Annotated in this window: 14 protein-coding genes; 8 read left to right on the forward strand and 6 right to left on the reverse strand. The window is 29.5% G+C overall.

The genetic code is table 11. The annotated features are described in order from the left end of the window. Position 1 precedes the first annotated feature (1 nt). Positions 2–2,497: a zinc-dependent metalloprotease gene (locus Q0684_RS10240; RefSeq protein WP_299016215.1), complete on the forward strand. Its 2,496-nt coding sequence runs from the start codon at positions 2–4 to the stop codon at positions 2,495–2,497. 180 nt (positions 2,498–2,677) lie between these two features. Next, positions 2,678–3,631, forward strand: a complete 954-nt coding sequence (locus Q0684_RS10245) for a tRNA-dihydrouridine synthase family protein (RefSeq protein WP_299016217.1) — start codon at positions 2,678–2,680, stop codon at positions 3,629–3,631. An 80-nt stretch (positions 3,632–3,711) separates the two neighbouring features. On the opposite strand, the gene Q0684_RS10250 is transcribed toward Q0684_RS10245, so the two are convergent. After that, complete coding sequence (locus Q0684_RS10250; protein WP_299016218.1) at positions 3,712–5,370, reverse strand: mechanosensitive ion channel family protein; 1,659 nt, start codon at positions 5,368–5,370, stop codon at positions 3,712–3,714. A gap of 91 nt (positions 5,371–5,461) precedes the next feature. On the opposite strand from Q0684_RS10250, the gene Q0684_RS10255 reads away from it, so the two are divergent. Then, positions 5,462–5,851: a hypothetical protein gene (locus tag Q0684_RS10255; RefSeq protein ID WP_299016219.1), complete on the forward strand. Its 390-nt coding sequence runs from the start codon at positions 5,462–5,464 to the stop codon at positions 5,849–5,851. Positions 5,852–6,042: 191 nt separating this feature from the next. Further along, positions 6,043–6,516 carry a hypothetical protein gene (locus Q0684_RS10260; RefSeq protein ID WP_299016220.1) on the forward strand — a complete coding sequence of 158 codons (474 nt, stop codon included), beginning with the start codon at positions 6,043–6,045 and terminating at the stop codon, positions 6,514–6,516. Between the two features lie 235 nt (positions 6,517–6,751). Here Q0684_RS10260 and Q0684_RS10265 read toward each other — a convergent pair whose 3' ends face one another. From Q0684_RS10265 to Q0684_RS10275, 3 genes are all read right to left on the reverse strand, one after another. Further along, positions 6,752–7,267 carry a gamma carbonic anhydrase family protein gene (locus tag Q0684_RS10265; RefSeq protein ID WP_299016223.1) on the reverse strand — a complete coding sequence of 172 codons (516 nt, stop codon included), beginning with the start codon at positions 7,265–7,267 and terminating at the stop codon, positions 6,752–6,754. Between the two features lie 155 nt (positions 7,268–7,422). After that, positions 7,423–8,154: a LytTR family DNA-binding domain-containing protein gene (locus Q0684_RS10270; RefSeq protein ID WP_299016225.1), complete on the reverse strand. Its 732-nt coding sequence runs from the start codon at positions 8,152–8,154 to the stop codon at positions 7,423–7,425. Positions 8,155–8,421: 267 nt separating this feature from the next. Next, positions 8,422–10,602, reverse strand: a complete 2,181-nt coding sequence (locus tag Q0684_RS10275) for a histidine kinase (protein ID WP_299016227.1) — start codon at positions 10,600–10,602, stop codon at positions 8,422–8,424. Between the two features lie 209 nt (positions 10,603–10,811). Here Q0684_RS10275 and Q0684_RS10280 point away from each other — a divergent pair, with 209 nt between their 5' ends. Beyond that, a complete protein-coding gene (locus Q0684_RS10280; RefSeq protein ID WP_299016230.1) occupies positions 10,812–11,510 on the forward strand; it encodes an SIMPL domain-containing protein in 699 nt (232 codons plus the stop codon). 5 nt (positions 11,511–11,515) lie between these two features. Here Q0684_RS10280 and Q0684_RS10285 read toward each other — a convergent pair whose 3' ends face one another. Together Q0684_RS10285 and Q0684_RS10290 are read right to left on the reverse strand one after the other, a co-directional pair. Beyond that, on the reverse strand, positions 11,516–12,355 hold the full coding sequence (locus Q0684_RS10285; RefSeq protein ID WP_299016232.1) for a glucosaminidase domain-containing protein: 840 nt from the start codon (positions 12,353–12,355) through the stop codon (positions 11,516–11,518). Beyond that, positions 12,355–13,311, reverse strand: coding sequence for a pyridoxal-phosphate dependent enzyme (locus Q0684_RS10290; protein WP_299016427.1), 957 nt, complete (start codon positions 13,309–13,311; stop codon positions 12,355–12,357). Before Q0684_RS10290 ends, Q0684_RS10285 begins: the two co-directional genes overlap by 1 nt. Before the next feature lie 93 nt (positions 13,312–13,404). Between Q0684_RS10290 and Q0684_RS10295 the strand changes: the two genes are divergently transcribed. From Q0684_RS10295 to Q0684_RS10305, 3 genes are all read left to right on the forward strand, one after another. Continuing rightward, positions 13,405–13,893 (forward strand): hypothetical protein, encoded by a 489-nt coding sequence (locus Q0684_RS10295; protein ID WP_299016235.1) that lies wholly within the window; start codon positions 13,405–13,407, stop codon positions 13,891–13,893. A 109-nt stretch (positions 13,894–14,002) separates the two neighbouring features. Beyond that, the gene (locus Q0684_RS10300) at positions 14,003–15,019 is read left to right on the forward strand and encodes a T9SS type A sorting domain-containing protein (RefSeq protein WP_299016240.1); all 1,017 of its coding nucleotides are present in this window, start codon (positions 14,003–14,005) and stop codon (positions 15,017–15,019) included. Positions 15,020–15,037: 18 nt separating this feature from the next. Continuing rightward, complete coding sequence (locus Q0684_RS10305; RefSeq protein WP_299016243.1) at positions 15,038–15,658, forward strand: Crp/Fnr family transcriptional regulator; 621 nt, start codon at positions 15,038–15,040, stop codon at positions 15,656–15,658. The last annotated feature ends 25 nt before the right edge of the window (positions 15,659–15,683 follow it).

The following is a 15,683-nucleotide window of genomic DNA, read 5'->3' on the forward strand; positions in this document are numbered from 1 at the left end:
CATGACTAAAAAGATACTAATTAAACTACTTTTGGTAGCTTTTGTTTTTGGTTTTTCAACAGAAACAACAGCACAATTCTGGAAGAAAAAGAAAAAAGAAGCGCCAAAATCAGCTGTAAAACCCAAGTCAAAACCTAAAAAAGGTGCTATGCAGCCTTATAGTAAAGTGGTTACAAAAGAGCATAAAACAGACGAAGGTTTGTTTAAAGTGCACAAAAAAGACGAAACGTATTTATTTGAAATACCAGATACATTACTAAAAAGAGAAATGTTAATGGTAACTAGAATAGCTAAAACTGCTAGTAATATTGGTTTTGGTGGTGGTAAAACCAATACACAAGTTTTACGTTGGGAAAGAAAAAATAAAAACATTCTATTAAGAGTGGTTTCTCATGATGTAGTTGCAGATACACTTTTGCCAGTGCACGAAGCTGTGGTAAACTCTAATCTAGAGCCTATTTTATTTTCGTTTCCAATAAAAGCCATTAATAAAGATTCTACTGCAACTGTTATAGATGCAACTTCTCTATTTTCTACAGATGTTAAGCCTTTAGGTTTTCCTAGCTTTTATAGAAGTCGTTATCAGGCTTCAAGAATGGATAAATCTCGTTCTTATATAGATAGAGTAAGCAGTTACCCAAGAAATATAGAGGTAAGACATGTAAAAACGTATTTTGCAAACAGAGCACCATCCAATAGTGCTGTAGGTTCTATTACATTAGAAATGAGTAACTCTATGGTTTTATTACCAAAAGTACCAATGAAACGTAGGTATTTTGATGAAAGAGTAGGTTGGTTTGCAAGAGGACAAACAGATTATGGTCTGCCAGATCAAAAAAGTAAAACAGTTACTTATTTAGATAGATATCGTTTAGAAGTTAAAGATGAAGATATTGAAAAGTTTAAAAGAGGCGAATTAGTAGAACCTAAAAAACAAATTGTGTATTATGTAGATAGAGCAACTCCAGAAGAGTGGGTGCCTTACATAATACAAGGTGTAAACGATTGGCAAGTTGCCTTTGAAGCAGCAGGTTTTAAAAATGCAATTATTGGTAAAAGAGCACCAACAAAAGAAGAAGATCCAGAATATAGCCCAGAAGATGTGCGTTATTCTGTTATTAGATATTTAGCTTCTCCAATACCAAATGCAAACGGACCTCACGTAAGTGATCCAAGATCTGGAGAAATTTTAGAATCAGATATCAATTGGTACCATAATGTAATGACACTATTACACAATTGGTTTTTTATACAAACTGCTGCTATTAATCCAGATGCTAGAGGTAATAATTTTAAGACAGAAACTATGGGGCGTTTAATTCGTTTTGTTTCTTCTCACGAGTTAGGTCATACTTTAGGATTGCCACACAACATGGGTAGTTCTGTAGCCTATCCTGTAGATTCTTTACGTTCTGCATCCTTCACCAAAAAATATGGTACAGCACCTTCCATAATGGATTATGCTCGTTTTAACTACATAGCACAACCAGAAGACAAAGGCGTTTCTTTAATGCCAAATGTTGGTATTTATGACAAATATGCAATTGCTTGGGGTTATAAACCAATTTTAGATAAAACAGCAGAAGAAGAAAAGCCAATTTTAGATTCTTGGATTTTAAAACACGCAGGAGATCCAATGTACAGATTTGGTCATCAACAAGCTGGTGGAGTTGTAGATCCTAGTTCTCAAACAGAAGATTTAGGAGATGATGCAATGAAAGCCTCTATGTATGGAATTAAAAATTTAAAAAGAATTTTGCCAAATTTAGAACAATGGACTTCTGAAAAAGGAGAAAATTACGATGAATTGTCTACAATGTACGGTCAGTTATTAGGGCAATTTAATAGATATATGGGCCATGTTTCTGCAAATATTGGTGGTGTTTATGAATACTATAAAACTTCAGATCAAGAAGGTGCAGTATATACACATGTAGCGAAAGCAAAACAAAAAGAAGCCTTACAGTTTGTTATTAATGAATTATTTAAAACGCCAACTTGGATGTTAGATGAAAATATTTTTAGCAAAACAGAATTTTCTGGTTCTGTAGAAAGAGTTAGAGGTTTACAAGCAAGAACGTTAAATAACATTTTAGATGCAGGTAGAATGGCTAGAATGATTGAAAATGAAACTTTAAATGGTTCTTCTAACGCCTATACTTTGGTAAACATGATGAGTGATTTACGTAAAGGTGTTTGGAGTGAAATTTACAAAGGACGTTCTATAGATACCTATAGAAGAAACCTGCAAAGAGCACATTTAGATAGATTAGATTTTTTATTAAATGAAGCAAGAGACCAAAGAGGTTTTAATAGTGGTTATTTAAAAAGAAGTGGTATTACTATCAACCAATCTGATGTGAAATCTGTAGCAAGAGGAGAGTTAAAACGTTTACAAAAAGATGTAAAAGCAGCATCTAGAAGAGGGAATACCTTAACACGTTATCACTTGCAAGATGTAGTAGATAGAATAGATATGATGTTAGATCCTAAGTAATTCTATATCATTTATATCGATAATAAAACCACGTCTTTTGACGTGGTTTTGTAATTTAAATCAACTTGGTTTTATAAATAAATCAAATGGATTTATTTTTCTGATAGTTGCTAAATCATTACAATTTTCAGTTTTAAATATTTTAAAAACTAACCTATCTTTGCAGCTCTAATTTAAGCAATGAATCACACACTTTTATCATCTCCATTACAAGGTTTTACAGACTTTAAATTTAGAAATGCGTTTCATCATTTTTTTGGTGGAATAGACACTTTTTATTCGCCTTACATTCGTTTAAATGGTAAAATGGTGATTAAAAACTCCTATCAAAGAGATGTATTGTTAGAAAATAATAAAACCTTAGAAGTGATACCACAAATTATAACCAATGATGCAGAAGAATTTCTGTTTGTGGCTAAATATATAAGAGAATTAGGGTATAAAGAACTCAACTGGAATTTAGGTTGCCCTTATCCAATGGTTACAAAAAGAGGTATGGGTTCTGGTTTAATTAGTGATGCAGAAAAAATAAATGTAATTCTTAAAAGAGTGCATAACGAGTCTGATGTGTTGGTTTCTATGAAAATGAGAATGGGTTATGAAAACGCATCAGAAATTTTAGAAACCTTTCCTGTTTTAGATAAATATCCGTTAAAAAATATTGCAATTCATGCAAGAATTGGCAAGCAATTGTACAAAGGTGGTACAGATTTAGATTCGTTTCAAAAATGTATAGACCATACAAAACACCTTTTATATTATAATGGAGATATTACTTCTGTTGCAGCATTTAAAAAGCTAGAAGAACGTTTTCCAACCATAAACCATTGGATGATTGGTAGAGGTTTAATTGCAGATCCTTTTTTACCAAGTATGATAAAAAAGCAAACCACAACGTATCCTAACAACAGATTTGCTATTTTTGAAGAATTTCATGAGAGAATTTACAGAGAATATGATGCTGCACTTTCTGGACCAACACCTATTAAAATGAAAATGTTAGGCTTTTGGGAGTACTTTTCACAAAGTTTTCAAAATCCGAAGAAAACATATAAAAAAATTAAAAAAGCTTCTAACGCAAAATCATATCAAATTGCCGTTAGAGAAATTTTTAATGAAGCGAAAAAGTTTTAGAATTAAGAGTTAGACTTCAGATTTAAGATTCTAGACTTAGGAGTCAAGAATCAAGAAACTAGACTCAAGACTTAGTAAAATTATTCCAATCTATTTTCTTCGTTTTTACCTTCTTTAATTTCTTGAGTAAATTCCCCTAATACTTTGGTAATGGCGTTATCAATTCTGGTTTTTTCGGTATTGTATTTTGGACTCAGATTTTGTTTGTCGGGAAATTGCTCAATAGTAACTGTTGTAGATGGAAACGCAAAATCTACACCCAATGCAGCAGCTAATTTTACAATTGCAATGTGTAATCTGTGTTTAGAAGATTGCTCTGCGCCCCAAGCCAAACTTTTAAAATATACATTTACCATTACTAATAATGCAGAATCTCCAAAACCTGTAAACTCTACATTATAAGAATCAGATCGTGTTTCTGGATGTGCAATAATAATTTCTCTGACGCCTTTTACAAAAGCCTCAATTAATTCTGGTGGCGTATCATAACGCAAACCTAAATTGGTGCTGTAACGTCTAAACAAACGCAAACCTTTGTTATTAATAACAATTTCAGACAATTTACTATTTGGAATTTTATACACAGATGTATCTGCAGCTCTAACACTAGTAGATCTAAAACCAACTTTTTCTACTGTACCAACAACTTCTCCAGCTTCAATCCAATCTTCTATATGAAAAGGTTTGTCTATAAAAATCATTATAGTACCAATAAGGTTTTTTACCGTGTCTTGTGAAGCTAACGCCACAGCCAAACCACCAATAGTTGCTCCTGCTAACATAGTTGTTGCATTTACACCAAATAGTAATAAAACTCTGAAAATACCCACAACAATTACAATTCCTGTTAAAAAACTATGTAAAATTGGTACCAATTGGTCATCTAATCTACCATGTGTTCTTTCTGTAAATTCTGCATAAATGCGCATTACTACTTGTACTAATTTTAAGAAAACATAAATCCAAAAAATAGTTTTTGCAATATTTAAGGCTAAAAAAACAAACTTGTTAATTTCTAAATTGAATTGTAAAGAAGGAAAAAATTTATCTAAAAAAGCGACAGTAACTAATAGACTAATAGGATGTGCTAATTTTTTAATGACCTTATTTACTTCTAAATTGGTGTTTTTTGTTATTTGATGTTGTATTTTTAATAAAATTGAAAACGCTATTTTTTTAGCAATTAAAAATAAAAGGTAGGTTAGTATTAGTAAAATTAAAAGTGCTATAAATTGCCAAAGTTCCACACCTAAAAACTTTTTATGACCAGAAACGGGTATAATTTTTTGTAGTTTTTGCACATACCAAGGAAAAACCTCTCTGTACATACTTTCTGTTTTGGCAACAGTTTCTGCCGAATAATACCATTTTCCGTTTATTCTTTCTACATAAACTTGTGGCATACGCTGTGGAAATAAAACATATCTAGAATATGCAGAATACCCTGTAGAATCTTTGTATTGTGGGTTTGTAGGTACTCTATTAACATCTACAAACAAACCTTTACCATCTAAAATTTGCTTAATTTTTATGGCTTTGTCAATTGCTTTTTTTTCTGAAATACCATAAATGGTTTTCGCTGCTTTTTTAGGTTCGTAAGAATCTGACTGCAGGAAAAATAAGTGCGTGTAAATGGTTGCGTGTGGGTTGCTTAAATCTACTTTTATAGAGTCTTGTTCTTGATTTTGAGCAATAACAAGAATCGGTGCAAATAATAAAAGAAATAATATATTTTTCATGTGCATTATTTAGAAGATTTTACCAAAACACAAATTTAAACCTTTTCACTTTTTTAAAGTCAAAGATTTATAAATATTAATTTTAAAAATAATGAAAAAAATAATTAGCGTATTTCTTTTGGTTGTATTTGTAAACTTAGGTGTAAACTCTCAAAACCAAAGAAAAAAGGTTTCTTTAAAACAACAGGTAGAAAGAACTTTAAAAAGAATGACTACACAATTAGAGTTGTCTAAAGACCAACAAGAAAAAATAAAGCCATTACTTTTAACTCAGTTAAAAGATAGAAGGAAAATGATGCAAAAAAGAAAGCAAATGCAAACTTCTGGAGTAAAACTTTCTAAACAAGAACGAAAATTACTTAGAGAAAATCGTTTAGAAAAGGAGCAAGATATGCAGAAAAGTATGCAAAGTATTTTAACAGAAGAACAGTATGCTCAATTTTTAAAAATGAAAGAAAAACAAAAGCAAAAAAGACAATAAAAATAGTGCAAGTTGTTTTTATAAGCACTTCTATTTAAAAAGTAGCTAAGGTTCTATTAAGAATCTGAGTTTTTTTTTATTAAATGCGGGTTTAAAATAAAATTTACAACATTTTATTTTAAACCTTTTTTGTTTACCTCAGTCTTAAGAGTGTAGTAATTAAAAAATATAAATTATTAAAACCATAAAACATGAAAAATTTAGCAAGCATTTTAGTATTCATTTTTGCATTTACTTTAAGTACAAATGCACAAAGAAAAGGGAACAAACAAAAAAGAGAGAGACCACAGTTTACAGTTGCACAACAAACAGATATTGCGCTTAAAAAAATGACCTTGGCTTTAGACTTATCTAATAAGCAACAAAACCAATTAAAGCCAATGATTGTTTCTAAGATAGAAGCTAGAAAAGCTTTTATGGAAAATAGAAAACAAGCAAGGCAAGAAAAGAAAAAACCTTCTGCAGATGAAATCTATGCAATACAAACTAAAAGATTAGATAACGCAATTGCTATGAAAGCGCAAATGAAAGACATTTTAGATAAGGAGCAGTTTGCAAAATTTGAAAAGATGCAGAAAAAAAGAAAAATGATGGTTAAGAAAAAAATGCAAAAAAATAGCAAGGGTAAAAAAGCACAGAGAAGAGGTGCTAAAAAAGAAAAATAAGAGTTGATTTATTTGATTTAAAGTCCTGTTTTTTAAATAAAACGGGGCTTTTTTTGTTAACGAATTTGCGTTAGCGATGGCAATGGCATCCTTTTTATGCTTTGCTTAATAAGTAATTGGTTAAAATTCATAAAAAAACAGCTTTAAGTAAAACAAATTCTAACATAGAGACTGTATAAAAAGATATAATGGAAAGCGCGGCCTTTTTAGGAACGCCCATAAAAACATAAAACTTCTACTCTTTAAACCAACTCGAATATTTTACGTAATTATTGGCAATTCTATCAATTTCGCCAGAAATAAGTTCGTTAGAAATGTCTTTCACTTTTTTGGCAGGTACACCAGCATAAATGCTGCCACTTTTTACATGCGTATTTTTGGTAACTACTGCACCAGCTGCAATAATTGAGTTAGATTCTATAATACAATCGTCCATAATAATGCTGCCCATTCCTACCAAAACATTATCGTGAATTGTGCAACCATGCACAATGGCATTGTGCCCAATAGAAACATTATTGCCAATTGTGGTTGGCGCTTTTTGATACGTTGCATGAATTACAGCACCATCTTGAATATTAACTTTATTGCCAATTTTTATAAAATGTACATCGCCTCTAATTACAGCATTGTACCAAATTGAGCATTCTTTTCCTAATGATACTTCACCTAAAATAGTAGCATTTTCTGCAACAAAACAATCTGCAGGTATTTGTGGATGTTTCCCTTTAACTGGTTTTATTATTGGCATATTTTGGTTTTTGGTTATTTGGTTTTTGGTGTTTATTTAACCACTTAATGGCATATCTTATATTTTCCAGTCAGTTTAAACACAATTCCCATACAGTTTTCCCTTCCCTTTGGGAAGGATAGGATGGGAATAGGAATAGGAATATCCATACTATCTCACTTAAAATAAGACAATAAATTACTTTTTTGCGAGGCAGAAACTAAAATTTCTTTTCCGTTAGAAACCACTACACTGCCACCTTTGCCTTTTTTGTATTTGGTAATGGCATTTACATTTACCAAATAAGATTTATGTATTCTGGCAAACGTATATTCTTTTAACGAATGTTCAAAATATTTTAGCGTTTTACTCACCAATTTTTTAGAATTTGCTAAATGAATTTCTGTATAATTATCATCTGCTTTACAAAAAACAATATCGTTAATATCTAAAACCTCAAAACCATCTTGTTGTGGAATTGTAATTTTACCTGTAGCAGAATTTGTGCTGGGTTTTAAAATTTTATGTTCTAATTCCTGCTCTTTTTCTTTAATTTCTGTAACAATATTTACAGCTTTTATAAGCTCGTCTATAGAGATGGGTTTTAACAAATAATAGCTCGCGTGGTTGTTTAAAGCCTCTATTGCATAATGGTCGTAAGCAGTTACAAAAACGGTTTCAAAAGTTCTATTTTCTACTTTTTCTAGCAAATCAAAAGCATTACCAAAAGGCATTTCTACATCTAAAAACACCAAATCTAAAGCGTGTTTTTGTATTAATTTTTCGGCATCCACTATATTGCTAGCTTCCCCTAACAAGTCTACATTTGGGCAATATTTACCTAAATAATTACGAAGAATTTCTCTGCTAATTTGTTCGTCTTCTACTAATATTGCTTTTAGTTTCATAGTTTTTTGTTTTTTTTTTTTTGAAGCTATCCTGCCTGCCGGCAGGCAGGTTCCTGCTTTACATTATATCTTTTTATGCTTCCTTTATTTTTACAACTTTCTATTTTTAAAAGTGTATTTATAAATTGTAGCCAATAACTTATTTAATTGCGCATAAAAAGGATGTCATTCCAATCAGGGCTAAGCGCAGTTGCCAGCTTTTGTACTAATAACTGTTTTTAGCATATTTACTAGCCAATTGTAAATGCTTATTTATAAAATAACAAACTATTCTTTTTTTAATAATAATTCCACTTTTGTACCTTCTCCATTTTCTAAAACATCAGACACTTTTACAGAAATTCTATCTTTATACATGGCATTTAAAATAGCAATTCTGTTTTTTATGGTACTCATTCCTTTAGATTTTTGTTTTAGCTGATTATCGGTTTTTAAAGCCTGTGAATTTGCTCTTCCAATACCATCATCAATAATTAAAATAGAGAGTGTTTCTTTGTCTTTTACATTTACAGAAATTGCTAAGTTTCCTATGGTTTTTCTGTACCTTAATCCGTGCCAAATGGCGTTTTCTATATAAGGTTGCAGCAACATTGGCGGAATTGTAAATGTTTCTAAATTTATACTTTTATCAACATGTATTTTATAATTAAACTTGTCTTTAAAACGGTTGTGTTCTAATTTTACATATAATTCTAACAAAGCAACTTCTTTACTTAACGATATAAAATCTTCATCAGAATTTTCTAAAACAGCACGCATTAATACCGAAAACTCGCTTAAATAACGGTTTGCATTTCGCTCATCATTTACAGCAATAAAACTATTTACAGAGTTTAGCGCATTAAATATAAAATGAGGATTCATTTGCGAACGCATAGATTTTAAAGCGAGTAAATTATTGGCTAATTTTTGCTGTTTGTTATTTTTATGCATAAAATAGGCTAATAAAGTCATTAATAAAAAAACACCTATTAATGCATAAATAATAATTCGTTGTTTTTGGTTGTTTTCTCTAGTTAATTCTTGGTCTTTATAGGCCAAATTTATTTTACTTTCCGCCAACTTTTTATCTTTTTCTAAACTTGCAATTCTATTTTGATTTTCTGCAATTTTTTTAGAAAAACGTTTTGCCTGTTGTATTTCTTGCTCTTTTCTTATGTATAAAGAATCTACTAGGGTTACATATTTTTCGTAATTTTTAAGTGCTTTGTCATATTCTCCTAAACTGGCAAAAACTTCCGAAATTTTTCTTGTAGCATCTTTTTCTACAACAATATCTTTGCTTTTTTCTGCAGCGGCTCTACTTTTTTCTAAAAACGGAATCGCCTCCTTATATTGTTCTTTTAAAAGATAGGCGTTTCCTATTTTATAATTTATTTTTTGTGAGGTAATTTTATTTTCATCTAAAATACGAGCAGTATCTTTTTTGATTTTTGCTGTTTTTAACAAGCTTTTTTTTCTAAGCGCTATTTCTTCATCGTATTTTTTTGCAGCATTTAAAAAATCTGCCACTTTTTCTTCTTCTTCTAAAACACGTTTTTCACTTTCTTTTTCGGCTAAATCTAAAGAAGTAGTAAACCTATTTTTTGCTTTAGAAATATTTCCTTCCGCAGAAAAAACAGTAGCCAATTTAGAATTGATATCTGTTATTTTAGAGGTAATTTTATTTTCTTGAGCAATTTTTAAAGCTTTGTTGTATTTGTTTTTGGCTTCTTTGTATTTTTTTTGTTCAAAATAAACATCTCCTAATCCCTCTAAAACAAACGTTTTAGGGTAATTTTTAAGTTTTTTGCTTTCTAGTTGTGCATATGTTTTTTCGCTATTTACATAGTCTTTTAATAAGAATTGAGCCTTAGCAAGTGCTATTTGTGTATCTGTGTTTTCAGAAATCTGATTGCTTAATTTATAGTTGTAAATGGCTAAATCATATTGTTTCCAATGCAAATAAATAGCAGCTAAAGTTTTGTAAGACGCTGCATTTCTCTCTTTTGTTTTGCCGTTTTTAAGTGCTTTTTCTACAAAATTTAAACTTTTATCTATGTTTTTAGCTTTGTAATATTTAGCAGAATCTAAATATTGTAAGTAAAAATCTTTTGGTTTTTTTGTTCCAAAACTTCCATAAGAACTGTTATTATCTGGAAAGTTTTCTACTAAAATCTTAATCTCTTCATTAGACAAAATTGTATAATAAACAGGCTCAAAATCAGGATGTGTTATTACTAATTCGTCATTTTTTTTGGCAGTAACTTTGTAATAGTCGTAAATCTGAGAAAACGGAAATTGTTTACCATTAATAGAAACATCTGCGTTTTTAATGGCAATATTTGTTTCTTTAGATACCACAACAACTTTTACAGAAAAAGAATTTTCTGTAGCAGAACTATTTTCTATTTGGGCATAGAATATAGTTTGTAAAAACAGCAACGCTAAAAAAAGGTATTTTTTCAAGTGACTTTTTACTTTTATTTACTGTAAACATACACACAAAAAAGCATGTAAAAAAACTAAAACTTTATGCAAATGCGCTTTAAACGGCTATTTTTTCGCTTTAACTAATTGTTTTATTTGGTTTACTCAATAAAAAGTAGTTTTCGCTCATTGTAGTTATTTTTTGCAAAAGGTTATTTCTAGTTTTATAGTATCAAAATATAAAAACCATGAAATCCAAAGCACTTTTACTCTTTTTATTTATCTCCATTTTTTCATTTGCACAAAGCAACAGTATTGTAAAACCTTTTATTGAAGTAGTAGGTACTTCAGAAAAAGAAATCATACCAGATGAAATTTATTTGGACATTTTTTTAAATGAACGCATGGAAAAAGGGCAAAAAGTAAATTTAGAATATTTAGAGAATCAACTAAAACAAGAATTAAAAAATCTAGGAATACCAGAAAACAATTTATTTATTGCTGATGTAAATGCTGTTATTGCTAAAACGGGTTGGTTTACAAAAGAGCAGTTGTCTAAAGCTAAATATAGTTTAAAAGTAAACAGTGCAGTAAAATTAAAAATGTTTTTTGATTGTTTAGACGATCTAAAAATTACGAAAGTAAATATTGCAAAAGCAACACACTCTAAAATAACAGAGTTAAGAGAAGAAAATAGAATTAATGCTATAAAAGCGGCAAAAAATAAAGCGATATACTTATTAAATGCAATAGATGAAAAAGTTGGGAAATCTCTGATAGTTAATGAAATAAATAATAAAAATAACCAGAATTTTGCAACTGCTAATACTTTGCAAGTTAATAATTACAGTGCTGGTATTTCTAAAATTAATAGAGGACAATCTATAATTCAGTTTGAAAAAATAGTAATTAAAACTTCTATTTATGTAAAATTTGCTATTGAGTAAAGTGTTTATTCGTTTTTAATTAATAGCTTTTGACCAATAGCAATATCGTTGTTTTTTAAATTATTAATCTGTTTAAGTAAGTTTATAGAAATATTATATTTTCTAGAAATGGCATATAGAGTTTCCCCTTTTTGTACAGTATGATAATTGTTTTTTACAATTACAGCAGGTTTTGTAATAGTATTTCTATTTTCTAGATCGTGTTTAAAAGTTTCGTTATTAGCAGTATCAAATTGATACAGTTGGTAGTCTTCTATAATTTTTATAAGCTTTACAGGGTATTTTTTATCTGTAGCATAACCTGCTTTTTTTAAGCCATAAGCCCATTTTTTGTAATCGGTAATTTGGTAGTTAAATAAAAACGCATAACGTCTCCTTTGAGATAAAAACAAAGAGTGGTCTTTGTAAGAAGTCTCTGGGTGTTTATACTTTCTAAAACATTCACCCTTTTCATCGTCATCATGATAAACACGTTTGCCTTGCCAACCACTATGGCATTTTATACCAAAATGGTTGTTAGATTTTAAAGCCAGTTCGCTTTTTCCTTTTCCAGATTCTAAAATTCCTTGTGCCAAAGTTATACTTGCAGGTATTTTATAGTCTTGCATTTCTTGTACTGCTATAGCTGCATATTTTCTTATATAAGCTAAGGTTTCTAAGTTAAGGTTGCTATTGTTTTTTGCTAACTTTTCCGTTAGCACTATAGCTTTTATATCAGGTGAATTTAAAGGTTTGTGTTTTACAATTTCACCACCGGTGTTTTTTGTTTTTATTGCCTTTTTTTTAGAACCACAACTCGCTAAGAATAATAGAAATACAATATAAAATACACTTTTTAACCTCATTATACATTAATTATTTGTTCTTGTTTTTCTTTTAAAGTTTTATTAAAACCTGTTATTCCTTGTATGCCACCTGTATGTATTGCTAATAATTTACTACCTGCTTTAAAGTTATCTTTAGCCACTAAATCTAAAATTCCAAAAAGCATTTTTCCAGTATAAACTGGGTCTAATAAAATACCAGTTTTGTTTTTAAAATCATTAATAAAATCAATCAATTCATTATTGTGTTTTGCATAACCACCAAAATGATAGTTTACATGTAATTTCCAATTTCTTTTTGTTGTGAACTTAGAAATTTCATCTTTTAAAAATCCACCTTTTAAGGCAGGAAATCCAATTATTTTTTGGTTTTTTTTAGAGGCATTTATTAAACCTGCAATTGTGCCTCCAGTGCCAATTGAGCTACAAATATAATCGAAATCTGTATCTTGTTTTGTTAAAATTTCTTGGCAACCATCTACAGCTAAGCAATTTGTGCCACCTTCTGGTATTAAATAAAAATCGCCATATCTATTTTTTAATTTTTCTATAAAGCCAAAAGAATTTTTTTGTCTGTAAATGGTTCTATCTACAAACTGAAATTTCATTCCGTTTTTATGGGCTTCATTTAAAGTAGCATTATTAGCTAGTGTTTCTTTTAGGTTTTTGCCTAATTCATCTCCTCTAATAATTCCTACAGTGGCAAAACCTTCCATTTTACCTGCAACAGCTGTAGCCACAATATGGTTAGAAAAAGCGCCACCAAAAGTAAGTATCGATTTTTTTTTCAATTTTTTAGCCTCAGCTAAATTGTATTTTAATTTTCTAAATTTATTTCCAGAAACAAAAGGATGTATTAAATCTTCTCTTTTAATAAAGAGTTCTATTTGTTTTTCTTTTAAAATTGGTAATTCTATTTGTTGATTTTCGGCAACAAAATCTTGACTAAAAAAGTTGTTTTCTATTGTTTGTAACATCATATGGTATATGTGCAAAAATACAGAAAGTAGTTGTAAAGTAAGGCTAATTTCATTTTAAGTATCTTTAACTTTCGAATAAAAAAAACAGCAATGAAATTAATATATAAACCAAGTAACACTTTATTTGCAATGCTTTTATTTCTAGCAAGTTATTTTGCAAATGCACAAACTAACGGAAACCAACAAATGGCAAAACTAAATTTTATGATTGGCAATTGGGTGGGTACATCTACAAGTTATAAAAATGGTAAAATAAACAAGCAAGTTCCTGCATCTCAAGTTATAAGTTACAAGGTAGATCAAAATATTATTACGATAGATTTAAATTCGGAAACATTAAAATTGCATACTGTAATTTATTATGATGATGAAAAACAAAGCTATTTGTACAATCCTTATTACAATAATGGTTCAGCAAAATATACTGCTATTTTAAAAGATGATAAATTTATAGTTTCTCCCAATCCTGAAAAACGATTTGTTTTTCAACTTTTAGAAGACGATTCTTTTAGGGAATATGGAGAGGTTTTTAAAGACGGAGTTTGGTTAGTTTATTTTGAAGATAACTTTAAGAAATAAACTAACAAGCTGTTTTTGTGGGGTTTTATAAACTATTTAACAGTAAAAGCATATTTTTTTATCTCTAGAAATGCTTAAGTTTGTAAAAACCCTTATACCTTTCATTATTATGAGAAATTTTTTTATACTATTTCTTTTTATCTTTTCTATTAAAGTAAGTGCACAAACTCCACCAAAAGTAAACCCTCTTTTTAGAAATTCTATAGTTTCTACAAATATAGATTTTATAAAAGCAACAGATATAGATGCTTTGGTAAATGTGCAGTTTTTAGGGCGAGAAACTAAAGAAATGCCAGATAGTAGAAACGATAATTTATTTGATAACAATACTTTTATTTTTAAAGCAAATTTTTCTGATAATACAGCTATTGAAATTTGGTGCCATAGTTCTTTTGGTAACACTTCTGCGGCCAAAGAATATGCAGATAAATTGGCGCCTAGACTTGGTAAATTACCAGATTTTATGAGAAATAATGTAAATCATGTAGTTGTGCATAAAGGTGATGCAGGCGCATTTGCAGAAAGTGAAGCCAACTTTTTTGTTTTGTATTCTGATAATATGGATGTAAGAATAGAAAATAACGATTTAGAAGAAACTGTTTTTCATGAGTCTGTACACGCTTCTTTAGATTTACTTCATTTAAATAAAAGTGGTTGGATGAATGCACAAACAACAGATGGTAATTTTATTACCAACTATGCATCAGAAAATGTTTTTAAAGAAGATTTTGCAGAAACAATGCTGTTTGTGTACACTATGGTAAGATATCCAGAAAGATTAACTACAGATGTAAAAGATTGGGTAAACACACACTTGCCAAATCGTTATAATTATATCGTAGATAATGTGTTACCTAAAACACTTTCTATAAATGATTTTGTTGCAGATAGCGCTGTAAGTGTTTTGAATATTTACCCAAATCCTAGTGATAAAGAGGTGCAGGTTGTTTTAAAAAATAGCACGAATAGTAAAGCACAAATACAGATTTACACCATTACTGGTAAACTTGTAAAATCTATTGATTTATTTAAAGAAAGTAATAAAATAGATGTTAGTGATTTAACTACAGGTGTTTATTATGTGCATGTAAAAGGGTATAAACTGGCAAAACTTCTTAAAAAGTAAGTTTATTTTAAACATTTTATGGAAGACATAAAAAAACAACTCTCTTTCTTAAAACCTGCTTTGGTAAATGTCTTGTTAGAAAATAGCACTTTAGCTAATTTTGATAAAGGCACAAAGATTTTACGGTTTGAGCAATATGTAAATGTTTTACCCATTGTTATAAGTGGCCTAGTAAAAGTTTTTGCAAAGTTTGAAGAAAAAGAATTGCTGTTGTATTACATACAACCCAACCAAAGTTGTGTAATGTCTTTTACTGCAGGTTTAAAAAATAGTACCAGTAAAATTTTTGCGGTTACAGAAGAAGACTCTAAAATTTTGCTGATTCCTTTTCAGAAAATTCCGCAACTTTTAAAAGAATATCCAGAATTTAATAATTTGTTTTATGCAGAATATGACTTAAGATATTCTGATTTATTAGGAACTTTAGAAGACGTTTTTATTAATAAAATGGACAAAAGATTAATAGATTATCTTACCAATAAAGCAAAATTTACCAATACAAAACAACTAAAACTAACCCATTTAGAAATAGCGAAAGAGCTAGGTACTTCTAGAGAAGTAGTAAGTAGAGTTATTAAAAAACTAGAAAACGAAGGCTTTTTATCTCAAAAAAACAAAGTAATCTATTTACACGATTAGTGACTTTAGTCACTGCACAGCTCTT

Origin of the sequence: uncultured Polaribacter sp. (assembly GCF_947503875.1) — a bacterium.
Classification (GTDB): Bacteria; Bacteroidota; Bacteroidia; order Flavobacteriales; family Flavobacteriaceae; genus Polaribacter.